Source organism: Shewanella sp. FDAARGOS_354, assembly GCF_002209245.2.
Taxonomy (GTDB): domain Bacteria; phylum Pseudomonadota; class Gammaproteobacteria; order Enterobacterales; family Shewanellaceae; genus Shewanella; species Shewanella xiamenensis.
In genome coordinates, this window is the sequence record NZ_CP022089.2 from 57,456 (window position 1) to 73,747 (window position 16,292).

At 45.9% G+C, this 16,292-nt stretch carries 17 protein-coding genes; all 17 read left to right on the top strand.

Features of this window, described 5'->3' with window-relative positions; translation table 11 throughout:
* Window positions 1-6 precede the first annotated feature (6 nt).
* The 17 genes from fliN to CEQ32_RS00375 all read left to right on the top strand — a co-directional run bounded on the left by fliN (window position 7) and on the right by CEQ32_RS00375 (window position 16,292).
* Window positions 7-381 carry a flagellar motor switch protein FliN gene (gene fliN / locus CEQ32_RS00290; protein ID WP_037420360.1) on the top strand — a complete coding sequence of 125 codons (375 nt, stop codon included), beginning with the start codon at window positions 7-9 and terminating at the stop codon, window positions 379-381.
* A gap of 34 nt (window positions 382-415) precedes the next feature.
* Window positions 416-823 (top strand): flagellar biosynthetic protein FliO, encoded by a 408-nt coding sequence (fliO, locus tag CEQ32_RS00295; protein WP_037424769.1) that lies wholly within the window; start codon window positions 416-418, stop codon window positions 821-823.
* Complete coding sequence (gene fliP, locus CEQ32_RS00300; protein ID WP_088585297.1) at window positions 820-1,566, top strand: flagellar type III secretion system pore protein FliP; 747 nt, start codon at window positions 820-822, stop codon at window positions 1,564-1,566. Before fliO ends, fliP begins: the two co-directional genes overlap by 4 nt.
* Window positions 1,567-1,583: 17 nt before the next feature.
* The gene (fliQ, locus tag CEQ32_RS00305; protein ID WP_037420368.1) at window positions 1,584-1,853 is read left to right on the top strand and encodes a flagellar biosynthesis protein FliQ; all 270 of its coding nucleotides are present in this window, start codon (window positions 1,584-1,586) and stop codon (window positions 1,851-1,853) included.
* Between the two features lie 4 nt (window positions 1,854-1,857).
* Complete coding sequence (fliR, locus tag CEQ32_RS00310; protein ID WP_069453227.1) at window positions 1,858-2,655, top strand: flagellar biosynthetic protein FliR; 798 nt, start codon at window positions 1,858-1,860, stop codon at window positions 2,653-2,655.
* A gap of 17 nt (window positions 2,656-2,672) precedes the next feature.
* A complete protein-coding gene (gene flhB, locus CEQ32_RS00315; protein ID WP_037424768.1) occupies window positions 2,673-3,803 on the top strand; it encodes a flagellar biosynthesis protein FlhB in 1,131 nt (376 codons plus the stop codon).
* A gap of 394 nt (window positions 3,804-4,197) precedes the next feature.
* Window positions 4,198-6,297, top strand: a complete 2,100-nt coding sequence (flhA, locus tag CEQ32_RS00325) for a flagellar biosynthesis protein FlhA (protein WP_037420379.1) — start codon at window positions 4,198-4,200, stop codon at window positions 6,295-6,297.
* Between the two features lie 11 nt (window positions 6,298-6,308).
* Complete coding sequence (flhF, locus tag CEQ32_RS00330) at window positions 6,309-7,688, top strand: flagellar biosynthesis protein FlhF (RefSeq protein WP_037420382.1); 1,380 nt, start codon at window positions 6,309-6,311, stop codon at window positions 7,686-7,688.
* 4 nt (window positions 7,689-7,692) lie between these two features.
* Entirely contained in the window at window positions 7,693-8,574 is an 882-nt protein-coding gene (locus tag CEQ32_RS00335) for a MinD/ParA family protein (protein ID WP_037420384.1), read from the top strand.
* Entirely contained in the window at window positions 8,567-9,280 is a 714-nt protein-coding gene (locus CEQ32_RS00340; protein WP_047539533.1) for an RNA polymerase sigma factor FliA, read from the top strand. The genes CEQ32_RS00335 and CEQ32_RS00340 overlap by 8 nt, the downstream gene beginning before the upstream one ends.
* A 47-nt stretch (window positions 9,281-9,327) precedes the next feature.
* Window positions 9,328-9,711 (top strand): chemotaxis response regulator CheY, encoded by a 384-nt coding sequence (gene cheY / locus CEQ32_RS00345; protein ID WP_007649667.1) that lies wholly within the window; start codon window positions 9,328-9,330, stop codon window positions 9,709-9,711.
* A 13-nt stretch (window positions 9,712-9,724) separates the two neighbouring features.
* The gene (locus tag CEQ32_RS00350) at window positions 9,725-10,462 is read left to right on the top strand and encodes a protein phosphatase CheZ (RefSeq protein WP_037420388.1); all 738 of its coding nucleotides are present in this window, start codon (window positions 9,725-9,727) and stop codon (window positions 10,460-10,462) included.
* Between the two features lie 15 nt (window positions 10,463-10,477).
* Window positions 10,478-12,793: a chemotaxis protein CheA gene (locus CEQ32_RS00355; protein WP_088585298.1), complete on the top strand. Its 2,316-nt coding sequence runs from the start codon at window positions 10,478-10,480 to the stop codon at window positions 12,791-12,793.
* Between the two features lie 20 nt (window positions 12,794-12,813).
* Window positions 12,814-13,938 carry a protein-glutamate methylesterase/protein-glutamine glutaminase gene (locus CEQ32_RS00360; protein WP_088585299.1) on the top strand — a complete coding sequence of 375 codons (1,125 nt, stop codon included), beginning with the start codon at window positions 12,814-12,816 and terminating at the stop codon, window positions 13,936-13,938.
* A gap of 13 nt (window positions 13,939-13,951) precedes the next feature.
* Complete coding sequence (locus CEQ32_RS00365) at window positions 13,952-14,470, top strand: hypothetical protein (protein ID WP_037420561.1); 519 nt, start codon at window positions 13,952-13,954, stop codon at window positions 14,468-14,470.
* 66 nt (window positions 14,471-14,536) lie between these two features.
* Complete coding sequence (locus tag CEQ32_RS00370) at window positions 14,537-15,328, top strand: ParA family protein (protein WP_037420395.1); 792 nt, start codon at window positions 14,537-14,539, stop codon at window positions 15,326-15,328.
* Window positions 15,312-16,292 (top strand): chemotaxis protein CheW, encoded by a 981-nt coding sequence (locus CEQ32_RS00375; protein WP_037424742.1) that lies wholly within the window; start codon window positions 15,312-15,314, stop codon window positions 16,290-16,292. Before CEQ32_RS00370 ends, CEQ32_RS00375 begins: the two co-directional genes overlap by 17 nt.

Genomic DNA, 16,292 nt, shown 5'->3' on the forward strand with positions numbered 1-16,292 from the left:
AGTGAGATGAGTACAGATGATGATTGGGCAGCAGCGATGGCCGAACAAGCTCTGGAAGAGGCTAATGCCGTTGATCTTGATGAGCTAGTGGATGACTCACAGCCGATTAGCAAGGCAGAAGCGGCTAAGTTAGATACCATTTTAGATATACCTGTGACGATTTCGATGGAAGTTGGTCGCAGCTTCATCAGTATCCGTAACCTGTTACAGCTGAACCAAGGTTCAGTAGTTGAGCTCGACAGAGTTGCAGGTGAACCGTTGGATGTGATGGTCAATGGCACGCTTATCGCCCATGGTGAAGTGGTGGTGGTAAACGATAAATTTGGTATTCGCTTAACAGATGTAATTAGTCAGACTGAGCGAATTAAAAAGCTTAAGTAATATCACTCATTAAGAAAAAGCCTGAAGGAGCGAGATGAGCACATCGGTAATTCTCAATGCCGCGTCAGCAGCTCAGGCGAGTGTCGCTGAAGTGGCCACCCAAGGTGCAGTGGCGACAGCAAAAGTGACTGAGCCATCACAAATGGCAGCAGCGGCGAGTATGCTCGGTGGGCTTATTTTAGTTCTGTTGCTTATTTTCGCCTTAGCTTACCTGCTAAGGCGATTTAATTTAGTGCCAACCAATCATAGTGTGCTCAAAACCCTTGCAGTAACATCCCTTGGTCAGAAAGAGCGCCTTGTTTTAGTTCAAGTGGGTGAACAGCAGTATTTACTTGGCGTGAGTGGGCAACAAGTTAATTTAATTGATAAATTAGCTGAGCCTATCGAAATTGAGTCCGTATCTTTTGCGGACAAGCTACGGCAGGCGAAATTAAAACAATGATGAAGTACATACTCACTTTTATAGGGATCAGTGCACTGATGTTTGCGACCTCGGTAGGCGCTGCCGATGGTGTACTGCCTGCGGTAACCGTAAAAACCGCCGCCGATGGTTCGACCGAATATTCGGTTACCATGCAAATCCTATTGCTAATGACTTCGCTGAGTTTTTTACCCGCCATGGTCATTATGTTGACGTCCTTTACCCGCATCATTGTGGTGCTCTCCATTTTGCGCCAAGCGATTGGTTTACAGCAGACACCGTCTAACCAAGTCTTAATCGGTATGAGCTTGTTTATGACCTTTTTCATTATGGCGCCGGTATTTGATAAAATTTATGATCAAGGGGTAAAACCTTATATTGATGAACAGCTTACTCTGCAACAGGCCTTTGATAAGGGCAAAGAGCCGTTAAGGGCATTTATGTTGGGGCAAGTACGTACCACGGATCTCAAAACCTTTATCGATATTTCGGGTTACCAGAATATTAATTCACCCGAAGGAGCACCAATGAGTGTGCTTGTGCCAGCATTTATCACCAGCGAGCTCAAAACGGCCTTTCAAATTGGTTTTATGTTGTTTGTGCCTTTTTTAGTACTCGATTTAGTGGTGGCCAGTATCTTAATGGCCATGGGGATGATGATGCTCTCGCCTATGATTGTGTCATTGCCCTTTAAAATTATGCTGTTTGTACTTGTTGATGGCTGGGGGCTTGTGATGGGCACCTTAGCCAATAGCTTCGGTTAGACAGGCGGAGTACTGAGATGACGCCAGAAGCGCTAATCGATATTTTTCGCGAAGCTCTAGCCGTTATTGTGATGATGGTTTCGGCTATTGTTCTGCCTGGGCTCGGCATTGGCTTAATTGTGGCGGTATTCCAAGCTGCGACCTCAATTAACGAGCAAACTTTAAGTTTTTTACCTCGACTTATTGTGACCTTGCTTGCTTTGATGTTAATGGGTCATTGGTTAGTACAGACCTTAATGGATTTCTTTATTGAAATGGTTAACCGTATTCCTCAAGTGGTAGGTTAATCCCATGGAGTTGCTGCTTGATACGTTAATGCAAACCATTGCTTCGTATATGTGGCCACTGTTTCGAGTCGCCAGTATGCTGATGGTTATGGTGGTGTTTGGCGCGGCAACAACTCCTACTCGTGTGCGTTTACTTCTTGCTATTGCCATAACCCTCGCAATAGCCCCCGTGTTGCCGCCCGTTAAGGATGCAGAACTCTTTTCCTTAAGCGCCGTTTTTATTACTGCACAGCAAATTATTATTGGTGTTGCCATGGGTTTTGTGACCCAAATGGTGATGCAAACCTTTGTGTTAACGGGTCAGATTATCGGCATGCAGACCAGCTTAGGTTTTGCCTCTATGGTTGATCCGAGCTCAGGACAACAAACTCCAGTGATTGGTAACTTCTTCCTGTTGCTCGCAACCTTAATTTTTTTAGCTGTTGATGGTCATCTGTTGATGATCCGTATGCTTGTGGCCAGTTTTGATACACTGCCGATTTCTAATGTGGGATTAACGTTGACCAGCTATCGCGCGTTGGCGGAATGGGGGTCTTATATGTTTGGTGCGGCATTAACTATGTCGCTGTCAGCAATTATCGCGTTATTGGTAGTCAATTTATCCTTTGGGGTTATGACCCGCGCTGCACCACAGCTAAACATTTTTTCGATTGGTTTTCCGATTACGATGATCGGTGGATTGTTAATTTTATGGTTAACCTTAACTCCTGTTATGGCTCATTTCGATGAAGTATGGGCATCGGCACAGCTTTTGCTGTGTGATATTTTAGGGCTTCAGTGTCAAGCCGATGGCATACTTTAACCGGATAGGAACGCGTAATGGCTGAAGAAAGTAGCGGCGAACGCAGCGAGGAACCCACCGGGAGGCGCCTCGAACAGGCGCGGGAAAAAGGTCAGGTTGCCCGTTCCAAAGAATTAGGTACGGCCACAGTTCTGCTTTCGGCTGCAACAGGACTGTATATGCTCGGCCCTGGTATTGCAAAAGCACTTTCCAATGTGTTTGAACGTGTGTTTACCATGGATAGAGCTGCAATTTTTGATACTAATCAAATGTTTAATGTCTGGGGCGTTGTCGGCGGCGAAATAGGTTGGCCGTTGCTTAAGATTATGCTGCTGATTGTGGTGGTGGCATTTATCGGAAACGTGTCCCTTGGTGGAATGAATTTTTCTACCCAAGCCATGATGCCTAAAGCCAGCAAAATGAGCCCGATTGCGGGTTTTAAACGGATGTTTGGTGTGCAAGCCTTGGTTGAATTAACGAAGGGCATTGCTAAGTTTTCTGTTGTCGCGTTGGCGGCATATTTTCTTCTAAATCATTATTTTAATGATATTTTACTCCTTTCTGCCGATCATCTTCCTGGGAATGTCTACCACGCTTTAGATTTACTGGTATGGATGTTTATCCTACTTTGCTCTTCCGTATTATTCATTGTAGTGATCGATGTGCCATTTCAGATCTGGAACCATAATAAACAGCTGAAAATGACTAAGCAGGAGGTCAAAGACGAGTATAAAGATACCGAGGGTAAACCTGAGGTCAAAGGGCGAGTCCGCCAAATGCAGCGTGAATTAGCGCAGCGGCGCATGATGGCCGAAGTTCCCAATGCGGATGTGATTGTGGTGAACCCTGAGCACTATGCAGTGGCGATAAAATATGATGTTAAGCGCTCTGCAGCACCGTTTGTGATTGCTAAGGGTGTCGATGAGGTTGCCTTTAAAATTCGTGAGGTAGCAAGGGCGCATAATATAGCCATCGTTACTGCACCACCACTTGCGCGGGCGATTTACCATACCACTAAACTTGATCAACAAGTCCCCGAAGGCCTATTTACCGCGGTAGCACAGGTACTCGCTTATGTATTCCAGTTAAGGCAGTATCAAAAAGGGCGTGGCCGCAAACCTATCCCTATCCCCGTTAATCAACCTATTCCTGAAGATCTGAAGTACTAGGGCGTGTTGACGTTTCATGGTTATTTTTGCAGCAGTTTGGCTGGCTTTTATGCAAGGCAAAGTCCGTGCCGTGTAGTTATTCTACATAAACGGACGATAACGCGGCAGAAAAGCCAGCCAAATGCAGCCATCAGGAATCGTCTTGTAAGCCCTTACTCTTACTTTCTGTCATAAAAGCTGCTCGTCATTTGAGTAGAACAACCACACATCTTTCTTCGTTTCGCCCCAGAATGAACAAAATGTAATCTTGAAATCTCAACAAGTCCTAGTAACGAGTCAATAGTGCTCTAACGTAAAGTTAGCTAGCTACATATTAGCTTCACTACCTGATTGTTAGTTGTTGGCGTGCTTTTTGCTTTTAGGCTGTTATACGTCAAAGTTTAGGTATCTGTGAATGGATGTTAAAGCCTCCCTAGGCCAAGTAAAACAGTTGAAGCTAAGCTCTTTTAAGGGCATAGGTACGCCAGCACTAGTGCTTGCAGCATTGGCGATGATTGTACTGCCAATTCCCCCGTTTCTACTCGACATCTTATTTTCCTTTAACATTGCTTTAGCCTTGATTGTGCTTTTGGTCGCGATTTACACCGATAGACCTTTAGACTTTGCTGCCTTTCCAACCGTTTTATTAGTTGCGACACTGCTTCGACTTGCACTTAACGTGGCATCGACCCGTGTGGTATTACTCGAAGGTCACAACGGTGGTGATGCGGCGGGTAAGGTGATTGAGGCCTTTGGCTCCGTAGTGATTGGTGGTAACTATGCCGTTGGTCTAGTTGTATTTATCATTCTGATTATTATCAACTTTGCTGTTGTTACCAAAGGTGCTGGCCGGATTGCTGAGGTGAGTGCTCGCTTTACCTTAGATGCGATGCCCGGTAAGCAAATGGCAATTGATGCTGACTTAAATGCGGGCATTATTAATCAAGATCAAGCCAGAACCAGACGGGCTGAAGTCACCCGCGAAGCTGACTTCTATGGCGCAATGGACGGTGCGTCTAAGTTCGTTAAGGGCGATGCTATCGCTGGTATCATGATTTTAGTGATCAACATTCTCGGTGGTTTTATTATCGGGATTGTTCAGCATGGTTTGACATTCTCTCAAGCGGTTGAAATTTATACCCTCTTAACAATAGGTGACGGGTTAGTCGCCCAAATCCCAGGCTTATTACTGTCAATTGCTGCGGCATTGATGGTAACTCGCCAAAATGAATCTGGCGATATGGGTCAGATGTTGATGAGTCAGATGTTTGACAGTCATAAATCGCTAGGGATTGCTGCTGGCGTATTGTTCGTTATGGGGATTGTGCCTGGAATGCCGCACATGGCGTTTTTAAGTTTCGCCGTTTTAACGGGATGTGCGGCTTATTTTATATTTAAACGTAATGAGGCTAAACGTGCCAAAGCCCTCGAACAAGTCAAAACGGGCCCAACGGAAAGAGCCGAAAGAGAGCCTAAGGAACTTAGCTGGGACGATGTGCATCATGTTGACACTATCGGTCTTGAAGTGGGTTACCGTTTAATCCCCTTAGTCGATAAAGGTCAAGGTGGAGAATTACTCAGCCGGATCAAAGGTGTACGTAAAAAGCTTTCGCAAGAATTGGGATTCTTGGTTCCTGCGGTTCACATACGTGACAATTTAGACCTTTCGCCTAATGCCTATCGTATTTCTCTTATGGGTGTTGTTGTGGGTGAGGCGGATATTCGCCATGACTGCGAGCTCGCCATTAATCCGGGACAAGTGTACGGTAAGTTAGATGGTATTGAGACCCGTGATCCTGCCTTTGGTCTCGAAGCCGTGTGGATTGCCCCTGAACTGCGTGAACATGCCCAAACCTTAGGGTATACGGTAGTGGATGCCGCGACGGTAGTGGCAACTCATATCAGCCAAATATTGACGAATAATGCAGCAAAACTTTTAGGCTACGAAGAAGTGCAACAACTGATGGATATGCTTGCTAAACACTCGCCTAAGTTGGTGGATGGCTTTATTCCTGATGTGATGCCGCTCGGAAATGTCGTAAAAGTGATGCAAAACCTATTAAATGAAGGAGTTTCTGTCAGAGACTTGCGTACCATAGTGCAAACTTTGTTAGAATACGGCACTAAGAGTAACGATACTGAAGTGTTAACAGCGGCGGTGCGTATCGCATTGAAGCGCATGATCGTTCAAGAGATCTCTGGCCCTGAACTCGAAATCCCTGTCATAACTTTGGCGCCAGAGTTGGAACAGATGTTGCATCAATCAATGCAAGCAACGGGTGGCGATGGCCCCAATATCGAGCCAGGTCTTGCGGAGCGTATGCAACAATCCTTAGCGGATGCCGCTCAAAAGCAAGAAATGGTCGGACAGCCTGCCATTTTGCTAACGTCTGGTATGTTACGTGCGACCCTGTCTCGCTTTGTTAAATATACTATTCCTAATCTCAGAGTGATTTCTTACCAAGAAATCCCCGATGAAAAGCAAATACGCATCGTATCTGCCGTCGGCCAGTAGAGGACGCATAAGTGAAGATTAAACGTTTTTTTGCCAAAGACATGCGTGCTGCACTGGCCCAAGTGAAGGACACGCTCGGCTCCGATGCGGTGATTATGTCCAATAAAAAGGTGAACGGCGGTATTGAGATTGTCGCTGCCGTTGACTACGACGAGCCAAAAGCGAAAGCGCCTGCTGCCACTCCGACCTTTATGGATGTGAGTGATGACTTAGTTTCGCTCGGCGCCAAAGCGCCGATCCGCGCTGAAACTAAGCTAAAACCCTCGGCGCCAGCGGACTCACTCCAAGCCTTGCTTGAGAAGCAACAAAATCGTTTAAACCAACAACTCACGCATCAACAACAAGATGCTGAGCTTCCTGCATGGGCTAAAGGATTACAAGCCACCGCAGCTGCGCCTAAAGCTGAGCGCCGTGATATGGGCAATCCCTTCGATAAAAAGTCACAGAGTTCGCAAAAGCAAAATGCCGATCTTGAAGCCATGCGCGACGAGTTATCATCCTTACGTAATTTGTTGACCCATCAGGTTTCAGCATTGATGACTGAGCATAAAAAGCGTATCGACCCTGTCGGTGCCATGCTGGAGTCAAAGTTGTTGGAGGCCGAGTTTTCACCAGCGGTGGCAAACAAATTAGCTGCGCTGAGCCAACACTATACTCCTGCAGAATTAGTTCGTGCACTGCCGCAAAGTCTTGCTAATATGCTTGATAATCAAGGTGATGATATTGTTAAGCAAGGCGGTGTTGTGGCATTAGTTGGTCCCACTGGTGTGGGGAAAACCACTTCCTTGGCTAAACTGGCCGCACGCTTTGCTGCTCACCATGGTGCTGACCAAGTGGCATTGATTACCACAGATCATTATCGTATTGGCGCCTATGAGCAATTGGCCACCTATGGCAAAATCATGGGCTGCCCAGTCAAACAAGCCCATGACCTTGCTGAACTAGAGCAAATTCTGTATCAGTTTAGAAATCGCAAGCTAGTATTGATAGATACCGCGGGTATGGGCCAACGAGATATGCGGCTTTACCAGCAACTTGATAATTTAACTGCAAATAGCAGAATACCTATCCGCAGTTATCTGGTACTGTCTGCCACAGGACAGCGCCGCGTGCTGCAAGATGCTGTAAATCACTTTAAACGCATTCCCTTATCTGGTGTTGTACTCACCAAACTTGATGAATCTGTGTCGTTAGCGGGCGCATTAAGTGTGTTGATCCAAAGTGGATTGCCATTAAGTTATGTTACGGATGGGCAGCGAGTGCCCGAAGATATGAAAGTTGCTGATACTTTGATGCTCGCTGAGCAAGCATTAGCGGCCTTAGAAAACACAGAACAACAATCGTTACCAGACACAGCGTGGTCAGATAATATGACCTGTGCATTTGAGTAGAGTTATGACCCTGGATCAAGCAAGTGGTTTACGTATGATGAATCAACCCTATAACGAAAAAGTGAAAGTAATCGCGGTTACGGGTGGTAAAGGTGGTGTGGGTAAAACCAGCGTATCCATCAATACTGCCGTAGCATTAGCCGAGAAGGGCAAGCGTGTCTTAGTGCTTGATGCTGACCTTGGCTTAGCAAACGTCGATGTCATGTTAGGGATCCGTGCTGAACGTAACCTTTCCCATGTATTGTCTGGCGATGCTGAGTTAGATGACATTATTGTCCGGGGGCCTAAAGGTATTGGGATTGTGCCAGCCACATCGGGTACTCAGGGAATGGTAGAGCTAAGTCCTGCGCAACATGCGGGCTTAATTCGTGCTTTCAGTGAGATGCGCACCCAGTTTGATATTCTCATCGTGGATACTGCCGCGGGGATTTCTGACATGGTACTCAGTTTCTCCCGCGCGTCACAGGATGTGTTGGTTGTTGTTTGTGACGAACCAACGTCTATTACTGACGCCTATGCGTTAATCAAAATCCTCAGCCGTGAACACGGCGTCTTCCGCTTTAAAATTGTTGCAAATATGGTGCGTAGTTTACGCGAAGGTATGGAATTGTTTGCTAAACTCAGTAAAGTGACCGACAGATTCTTGGACGTGGCACTTGAATTAGTTGCGACCATTCCATTTGATGAAAATTTGCGTAAATCGGTTCGCAAGCAAAAGTTAGTGGTTGAAGCTTATCCTAAGTCTCCCGCTGCAATTGCTTACCAAGGCCTAGCGAATAAAATTATGAGCTGGCCAGTACCACAGCAACCTGGTGGGCATTTGGAGTTTTTCGTTGAGCGCTTAGTTCAACGACCAGATTTTCAAGAGGAAAAAACGAGTGAATAAAGCCGCAGCGTATACTTGTTTAGACAATAAAACGTCAATCGTTGAACAGTATGCACCGTTGGTTAAAAGAATTGCACATCACTTGCTCGCCAGATTACCTGCCTCTGTGCAGTTAGATGACCTGCTACAGGCGGGGATGATGGGATTATTAGAAGCATCATCTAAGTTTGATGGCGGTAAAGGTGCAAAGTTTGAAACCTTCGCCGGCATAAGGATCCGTGGCGCCATGTTGGATGAAATCCGCCGTGGCGATTGGGTTCCTCGTTCTGTCCACCGAAATAATCGTCGAGTTGCCCAAGCTATTGATGAATTAGAGCAAGTGCTAGGTCGTGATGCGCGCGACACAGAAATTGCAGAAAAACTTGATATGACGCTCGATGAGTACCATCATATTCTTAACGATGTTTCTGTTGGTAAAATCATAGGGATAGAAGACTTAGGCGTATCACAGGATATACTCACTACAAGCGATGATATTAGCGATGGTACGTTTGAGGTCTTGGCAGAAACCCAGTTTCATTCTGCACTTGTTGAGGCGATAAAATTATTGCCCGAAAGGGACGCGCTAGTGCTATCGTTATACTACGATGAAGCATTGAATTTAAAAGAGATTGGCGCCATTCTTGAGGTAAGCGAATCGCGTGTTAGCCAGATATTAAGTCAGGCAATGTTGCGACTCAAAGGCAAACTCAAGCATTGGACATAAGTATAATTATTAATTGAGCACTGAATGTCAGCTCACCGGAGGAAACCTTGGACAAGAATATGAAGATTCTCATCGTTGATGACTTTTCGACAATGAGACGTATCATCAAGAACTTGTTGCGAGACTTGGGCTTTAACAACACCCAGGAAGCGGACGATGGCTCAACCGCCTTGCCAATGTTGCAAAAAGGCGATTTTGATTTTGTCGTTACAGACTGGAATATGCCAGGCATGCAGGGTATCGATTTACTTAAAGCCATTAGGGCCGATGACTCCTTGAAGCATCTACCGGTATTAATGGTCACTGCCGAGGCAAAACGTGAACAAATTATTGCTGCTGCACAAGCGGGTGTGAATGGGTATGTGGTAAAGCCTTTTACCGCAGCAACATTGAAAGAGAAGCTAGATAAAATATTTGAACGACTCGCTTAAGCAGGGATGAGCTATGAAGTCACATACATCAGGGCTCATCACGCTCGAGCATGCTCAGCGTTTAGTCGAACTGTTAAGCGCGAATGAACAAAATCAAGCTGATGATTTATTAAGAGAACTGGCAGCTCCTCTTCAGAGGGAACTTTTTGATGAGGTAGGCAAACTCACTCGCCAATTGCATAGCGCTCTTATGGATTTCCAAATCGATAATCGGTTAGTTGAGTTAGCCAATACAGAAATACCCGATGCTAAGGAACGGCTAAGTTATGTCATTGACATGACTGAACAAGCTGCAAATAAGACTATGGATGCTGTTGAGGAGTGCTTGCCGTTAGCGAATGCATTAACCGCGAACATCCAACAAGTGATGCCATCGTGGGACAAATTAATGCGTCGTGAAATTGCCCTCAGTGATTTTAAGGTGCTTTGCCATAACGTTCAGCATTTGATGTCGCGAAGTGAATTGGACTCAAACCGATTACGCGAATTGCTCAACCAAATATTGATGGCGCAGGATTTTCAAGACCTGACTGGACAAATGATCCGCAGGGTAATCGATCTAGTGATGGAAGTTGAAAGTAATCTGGTGTCTATGCTGACGGTGTTTGGTGAGCAGCCAATAATTGAGAGTCAGATTACTCAGAAAAATAATATTGAAGCTGAAGGGCCGATAATGAATGCCGAGCTTCGTCAAGATGTAGTAACAGGTCAAGACGAAGTGGATGATCTGCTATCGAGTCTGGGTTTCTAACTGGGAGTCAATTTGATGGCCTTTGATGTAGATGAAGAGATACTCCAGGACTTTTTAATCGAGGCGGGGGAAATATTAGAGTTGCTTCAAGAGCAGCTTGTTGCCCTTGAGAATAATCCTGATGATACTGACTTGCTAAATGCCATTTTTAGGGGGTTTCACACCGTAAAGGGCGGCGCAGGTTTCCTAAGTTTGACTCCCATGGTTGATGTCTGCCATGAGGCAGAAAACACATTCGATTTATTGCGTACTGGCAAGCGCAGTGTCACAGCAGAATTAATGGATATTATTCTTCAGGCTGTTGATGCGATTAACACCATGTTTGCTCAAACCCAGCAGGGAGAGCAACAAGATCCTGCTGATGCTGCATTACTTGCAAAATTAAAGTTACTTAGTTCTGGTGAGCCTCTGCCGTCAGAATTGGGACAAAGTGCGCCAGAGCCTGAATCTATTGCTGAGCCCGAGCCCGTTATTGAAACTGTTGTTGACGTTGTCGCAGTTGAAGAGATGCCTGTTGAGGCTGTGAGTTCTTCAAACTCAAGTATTGATGAGATTAATGAAGCGGAGTTTGAGGCTTTGCTTGATGCACTGCACGGTAGTGGAAAAGGTCCCGGTGTGACTAACACTACTAATGCTGATGCTGTGGCAGTACCCACTGCGTCAACTCCCTCTGTATCAAATACAGCCAAGCCCAAAGTACAACAAGCTACCAGCTCGGGTGATGATATCACTGACGATGAGTTTGAAGCCCTGCTTGATGAGCTTCATGGTTCAGGAAAATTTAATGGCAAAGTAGATACACCTATATCACCTCAGCCTAAGGTTGAAACTGTTGCTGTGCCAGTGTCAACACCAACACCAACACCAACACCAACTGCTGTTGCTGTCGATTCAGACGAAATTACTGACGATGAATTTGAGCGTTTACTCGACGAACTTCATGGAAAAGGTGGGGCACCAGCCAAAGCTGTTGCAAAAGTGGAATCTGCGAAACCGACTCCCACTCCTGCCACATCTGCTGCGGCTCCTGCTGTGCCTAAAGCCAGTGTTACTCCGGTAACACCTCCAGCAGTTAAACCTCAGGCCGAAGTTGCGCTCGCCGAGAAGGCTCCTGTTAAAGCGGCCGCTGCCGCATCAGCAAATGTTCCTCAAGGTGAAACGACCGTTCGCGTAGATACTGCACGACTCGACCAAATCATGAATATGGTGGGAGAGCTGGTATTAGTACGTAACCGTTTGGTAAGTTTGGGCATTAGTCGTGATGACGAAGAGATGTCTAAGGCACTCGCGAATCTAGATTTAGTGACTGCTGATTTGCAAGGCGCGGTCATGAAAACCCGTATGCAGCCTATTAAAAAGGTTTTTGGCCGTTTCCCTCGCGTTGTTCGTGATTTAGCCCGTACGCTCAATAAAGAAATTGATTTAGTGTTGGTCGGTGAAGAAACTGACCTTGATAAAAACTTGGTTGAGGCGCTGGCGGATCCTTTAGTTCACTTGGTCCGTAACTCGGTCGACCATGGTATTGAAATGCCAAATGACCGTGAAGCCTCTGGCAAACCCAGGACGGGGACGATTACTCTATCGGCAAGCCAAGAGGGTGACCATATTCTGCTAAAAATCGAAGATGATGGCGCAGGTATGGATCCCGAAAAGTTAAAACAAATTGCCATTAAACGTGGCGTGTTGGATGAAGATTCCGCTGCGCGTATGACGGACAATGAAGCTTATAACTTGATCTTTGCCCCAGGCTTTTCGACCAAGGTCGAGATTTCAGATATCTCTGGTCGTGGCGTGGGAATGGACGTGGTTAAAACCCGTATCACCCAACTCAACGGTACTGTGCATATTGACTCGATGAAAGGCAAAGGCACCATACTTGAGATTAAAGTGCCGTTGACCTTGGCAATTATGCCAACCCTTATGGTCGATGTGGCTAAACAAGTTTTTGCTCTACCATTATCAAGTGTTAATGAGATTTTTCATCTCGATCTTACCAAAACCAACATTGTTGACGGGCAGCTCACTGTCATCGTTCGCAACAAGGCCGTGCCGCTCTTCTATCTAGAGCATTGGTTGCATCGAAATAAAACTACCTTCAAACATGGTGACAAGAAACATGGTCATGTTGTGATAGTGCAGTTAGGTATGATGCAGATCGGTTTTGTTGTGGATGCACTGATTGGCCAAGAAGAGGTGGTGATTAAGCCACTGGGAGCCTTGTTGCACGGTACGCCAGGTATGGCTGGGGCAACAATTACATCCGATGGTGGTATTGCGCTTATCTTGGATGTTCCTGGGCTATTAAAGCATTATGCGAAAAATAAAAGTTAGTTCCCAAGTTAAGGAATGGAATGGCCATTAAAGTATTAGTCGTTGATGACTCAAGCTTTTTTAGACGACGTGTTAGTGAAATAGTCAATCAAGATCCTGAACTGGAAGTGATCGCGACGGCTGCTAACGGGGCTGAAGCGGTGAAGATGGCTGCTGAGCTTAATCCCCAAGTAATCACTATGGACATTGAAATGCCTGTCATGGACGGTATCACCGCCGTCCGTGAAATCATGGCAAAGTGTCCAACCCCGATTCTGATGTTTTCATCGTTAACCCATGATGGCGCTAAGGCCACCTTAGACGCCCTAGATGCGGGTGCGTTAGATTTTTTACCTAAACGTTTTGAAGATATCGCGACCAATAAAGATGAAGCGATTTTGTTATTGCAGCAAAGAGTCAAGGCTCTTGGTCGTCGTCGAATTTTCCGTCCAGTGGCGCGTCCTAGCGTTGCCCCAATTACCCCAAGACCAAGCACGGGCTCGGTATTAGGGAATGTGACCACACCTGTTCAAAGTGCTCCTGCGCCAGTGCGCACGTCACCTGTATCGTCCATTCGTGCTAGTGGTAAACAATACAAATTATTGTTAATTGGTACGTCGACGGGGGGGCCTGTCGCCTTACAGAAAATTTTGACTCAGTTTCCAGCAAATTATCCGCATCCTATTTTGCTGATCCAACACATGCCAGCCGCTTTTACTCCAGCATTTGCGAATCGTTTAAATGGTTTATGTAAAATCGAGGTAAAAGAAGCGGCAAATGGCGATATTTTGCGTCCAGGTTGTGCGTATCTAGCGCCAGGTGGAATGCAGATGATGGTAGAGCGTACAGGCGTCACAGGCCGAATAAAAGTGCTCGCTGGTAGTGCTGAAATGAATTATAAGCCTTGTGTCGATATCACTTTTGCTTCAGCCTCAAAAGCCTACGGTGGAGATGTGCTTGCGGTAGTGTTAACTGGAATGGGAGCTGACGGCCGAGAAGGAGCACGCATGCTTAAAGCTGCTGGTGCGACCATTTGGGCGCAGGATGAAGCGAGTTGTGTCGTTTATGGCATGCCTCAAGCAGTGGCTAGTGCGGGAATTGCCACTCAATCCATTTCATTGGAGCACATGGCTGAGTCGATTTTAAAAGAGTCTGCACGTGGCTAGCAGCAAGTCACAGATAAGCACAAATATTGTGCTTATTATGGTGCTAATGATGATGACGATAGTTTGTCTTGGTGCCTTAAGTTTCGATTATCATCGAAAAAACATAAAATTGCTTGCTGATGTTAAACGCTTAGCATCGACCCAAGTCGTGCTCATGGTGCCTGATGAGCAAGCTAAGGTCATTGCTGATTGGCTTGCCACACACCCAGAACAAACTAAGGCTATGCTAAAAATGGTGGCGCCTGGTGAACATAATGCAGTGACTCTTGGGCCAGAAATGCCAGCGGCGGGTAGTAATAATATTCCGCCTTTACTTGAAAAAGTGCCAGAGATGGATAAACAACAGTTATCCTCTCAGTCACCTGCTGAATCATCAGTCTCTTTGCGTTTGCAAAATGAAGCAGCATTGACAACAGAGGTTCGACAGGAGTCGACTCAAGTTCCTGTGGTGATTTCGGAAAATGCCGACGGTGTTAAGGTGATAAGCCTGCCTAACGGTGGCATAAGAGTCACGACGAGGGAAGAAGAGTAACGTGGTGGGCCGCGTAATCATTCCACTTGTAAATGGCACAGAATCAACATTTAAGAGGTCAGTGCTTTGAAAGTCTGGACCATAGCGAATCAAAAAGGTGGGGTCGGTAAAACCACTTCGGTAGCAAGTTTAGCGGGAGCACTCGCTAAACGGGGTAAGCGCGTCTTGATGATTGATACCGATCCTCATGCTTCACTCGGTTACTACCTTGGGGTTGACTCAGAAGAGGTGCCCGGTTCTCTTTTTGATGTATTTGTTGCGCACAATCATCTTACAAAAGAGCTGGTTAAATCGCATATCGTACCAACTTTGGTGGATGGTTTAGATTTATTACCGTCGACTATGGCGCTAGCAACACTGGATAGAGCTTTAGGCCATCAAGAAGGCATGGGACTTGTCTTACGTAATTTGCTTGCCCTTGTTGCTGATGAATATGATGTTGCCATCGTCGACTGCCCGCCCGTCTTAGGTGTGCTGATGGTGAATGCGTTAGCCGCAAGCCAACATATTGTCATTCCTGTGCAAACAGAGTTCTTAGCGATTAAAGGGCTTGAGCGCATGGTCAAAACTATGGAAATCATGGGGCGGTCAAAGAAGACTCGTTACAGTTATACCGTAGTCCCAACCATGTTTGATAAGCGTACTAAGGCATCTCCTGCTGCGTTGCAGGTGTTGAGTGAACAGTATGGTGAGAGTCTATGGCGTGATGTTATTCCTGTAGATACTAAGTTTAGAGATGCAAGTTTAGCGCATTTACCCGCCTCCCATTATGCAAGCGGTTGTCGTGGTGTAAAGGCCTATGAAAGATTATTAGATTTTCTTTTAGCTGGGGAGTTTGGCCATGTCAAAATCGGTTGATGAAACTGTTTTTGATTTTTTTGAATTATTATTGCACGAAGATGATAGTGCCTTTGGTGCTCCCCCAATTAAATCTCAAGAAAATGTTGCGACCACTTTTGATAGCAGTAAAAAAACGGAAACTCAGCAGCTCAATAATGCCATTTTGGCAGAGCATGAGCGGTCTAAAGCGGATGTTAAAGCTACTCTAGAGCCTGAAGTACAACCTATTCGGGCAAAAAGCATTGTTACTGTCTCCTCTAAGGAAAGTGCTGAGCCGTTAGTGAATAAACAGTCGCTAGAACGACTGCTTGCGCCAGTCCTAAAAGCGGAAGCTACAGTTGTTGATAAGCCAACGGAGGTTATCGAGCAACCTTTACCAGCACCCAAGCAACCTGTAGTAATAACGGTGGCTGATGTCGATGAGACTGCGAATGTTGCGCCGACGCAAGTCGATAACTTATCGACTGTGCCCGACACTCAAGTCGGCTTTGCGCCTCCAAGTGTGACAAAAGATCTGCAAGAAGTACTCGATGATGAGTTTCAAGTACTATTCTTTAAGGTAGCCGGGTTGACGTTAGCGGTTCCATTAGTCAGTCTCGGTGGTATCGTCAAAGTAGAACGGATTAATCATATTATTGGTCGTCCTTCTTGGTTCCTTGGTGTACAAACTCATCGAGAAGAACAGTTAAATCTAGTGGATACCTGTGCGTGGGTTATGCCAGAAAAATACACAGATAAACTGGCGCAATCGGTAAATTATCAATATCTTGTATTATTAGAGGGCAGTAATTGGGGATTAGCTTGTGAGTCCCTGCTTAATGCAGTAAAAATTACCAAATCGCAAGTAAATTGGCGCAGCAAAGCAGGGAAACGTCCTTGGCTAGCTGGTGTGGTTAAAGAACAAATGTGTGGCATTTTGCACGTACAAGCCTTAGTTGAAATGCTTGATGCGGGTTTAGGCTGTCAGGACTCCATTGGTTGA

Bases quoted from the DNA above. Each gene is read 5' to 3' on its own strand.
- fliN (WP_037420360.1), top strand. From the start codon at position 7: ATGAGTACAGATGATGATTGGGCAGCAGCGATGGCCGAACAAGCTCTG.
- fliO (WP_037424769.1), top strand. From the start codon at position 416: ATGAGCACATCGGTAATTCTCAATGCCGCGTCAGCAGCTCAGGCGAGT.
- fliP (WP_088585297.1), top strand. From the start codon at position 820: ATGATGAAGTACATACTCACTTTTATAGGGATCAGTGCACTGATGTTT.
- fliQ (WP_037420368.1), top strand. From the start codon at position 1,584: ATGACGCCAGAAGCGCTAATCGATATTTTTCGCGAAGCTCTAGCCGTT.
- fliR (WP_069453227.1), top strand. From the start codon at position 1,858: ATGGAGTTGCTGCTTGATACGTTAATGCAAACCATTGCTTCGTATATG.
- flhB (WP_037424768.1), top strand. From the start codon at position 2,673: ATGGCTGAAGAAAGTAGCGGCGAACGCAGCGAGGAACCCACCGGGAGG.
- flhA (WP_037420379.1), top strand. From the start codon at position 4,198: ATGGATGTTAAAGCCTCCCTAGGCCAAGTAAAACAGTTGAAGCTAAGC.
- CEQ32_RS00335 (WP_037420384.1), top strand. From the start codon at position 7,693: ATGACCCTGGATCAAGCAAGTGGTTTACGTATGATGAATCAACCCTAT.
- CEQ32_RS00350 (WP_037420388.1), top strand. From the start codon at position 9,725: ATGAAGTCACATACATCAGGGCTCATCACGCTCGAGCATGCTCAGCGT.
- CEQ32_RS00355 (WP_088585298.1), top strand. From the start codon at position 10,478: ATGGCCTTTGATGTAGATGAAGAGATACTCCAGGACTTTTTAATCGAG.
- CEQ32_RS00360 (WP_088585299.1), top strand. From the start codon at position 12,814: ATGGCCATTAAAGTATTAGTCGTTGATGACTCAAGCTTTTTTAGACGA.
- CEQ32_RS00375 (WP_037424742.1), top strand. From the start codon at position 15,312: ATGTCAAAATCGGTTGATGAAACTGTTTTTGATTTTTTTGAATTATTA.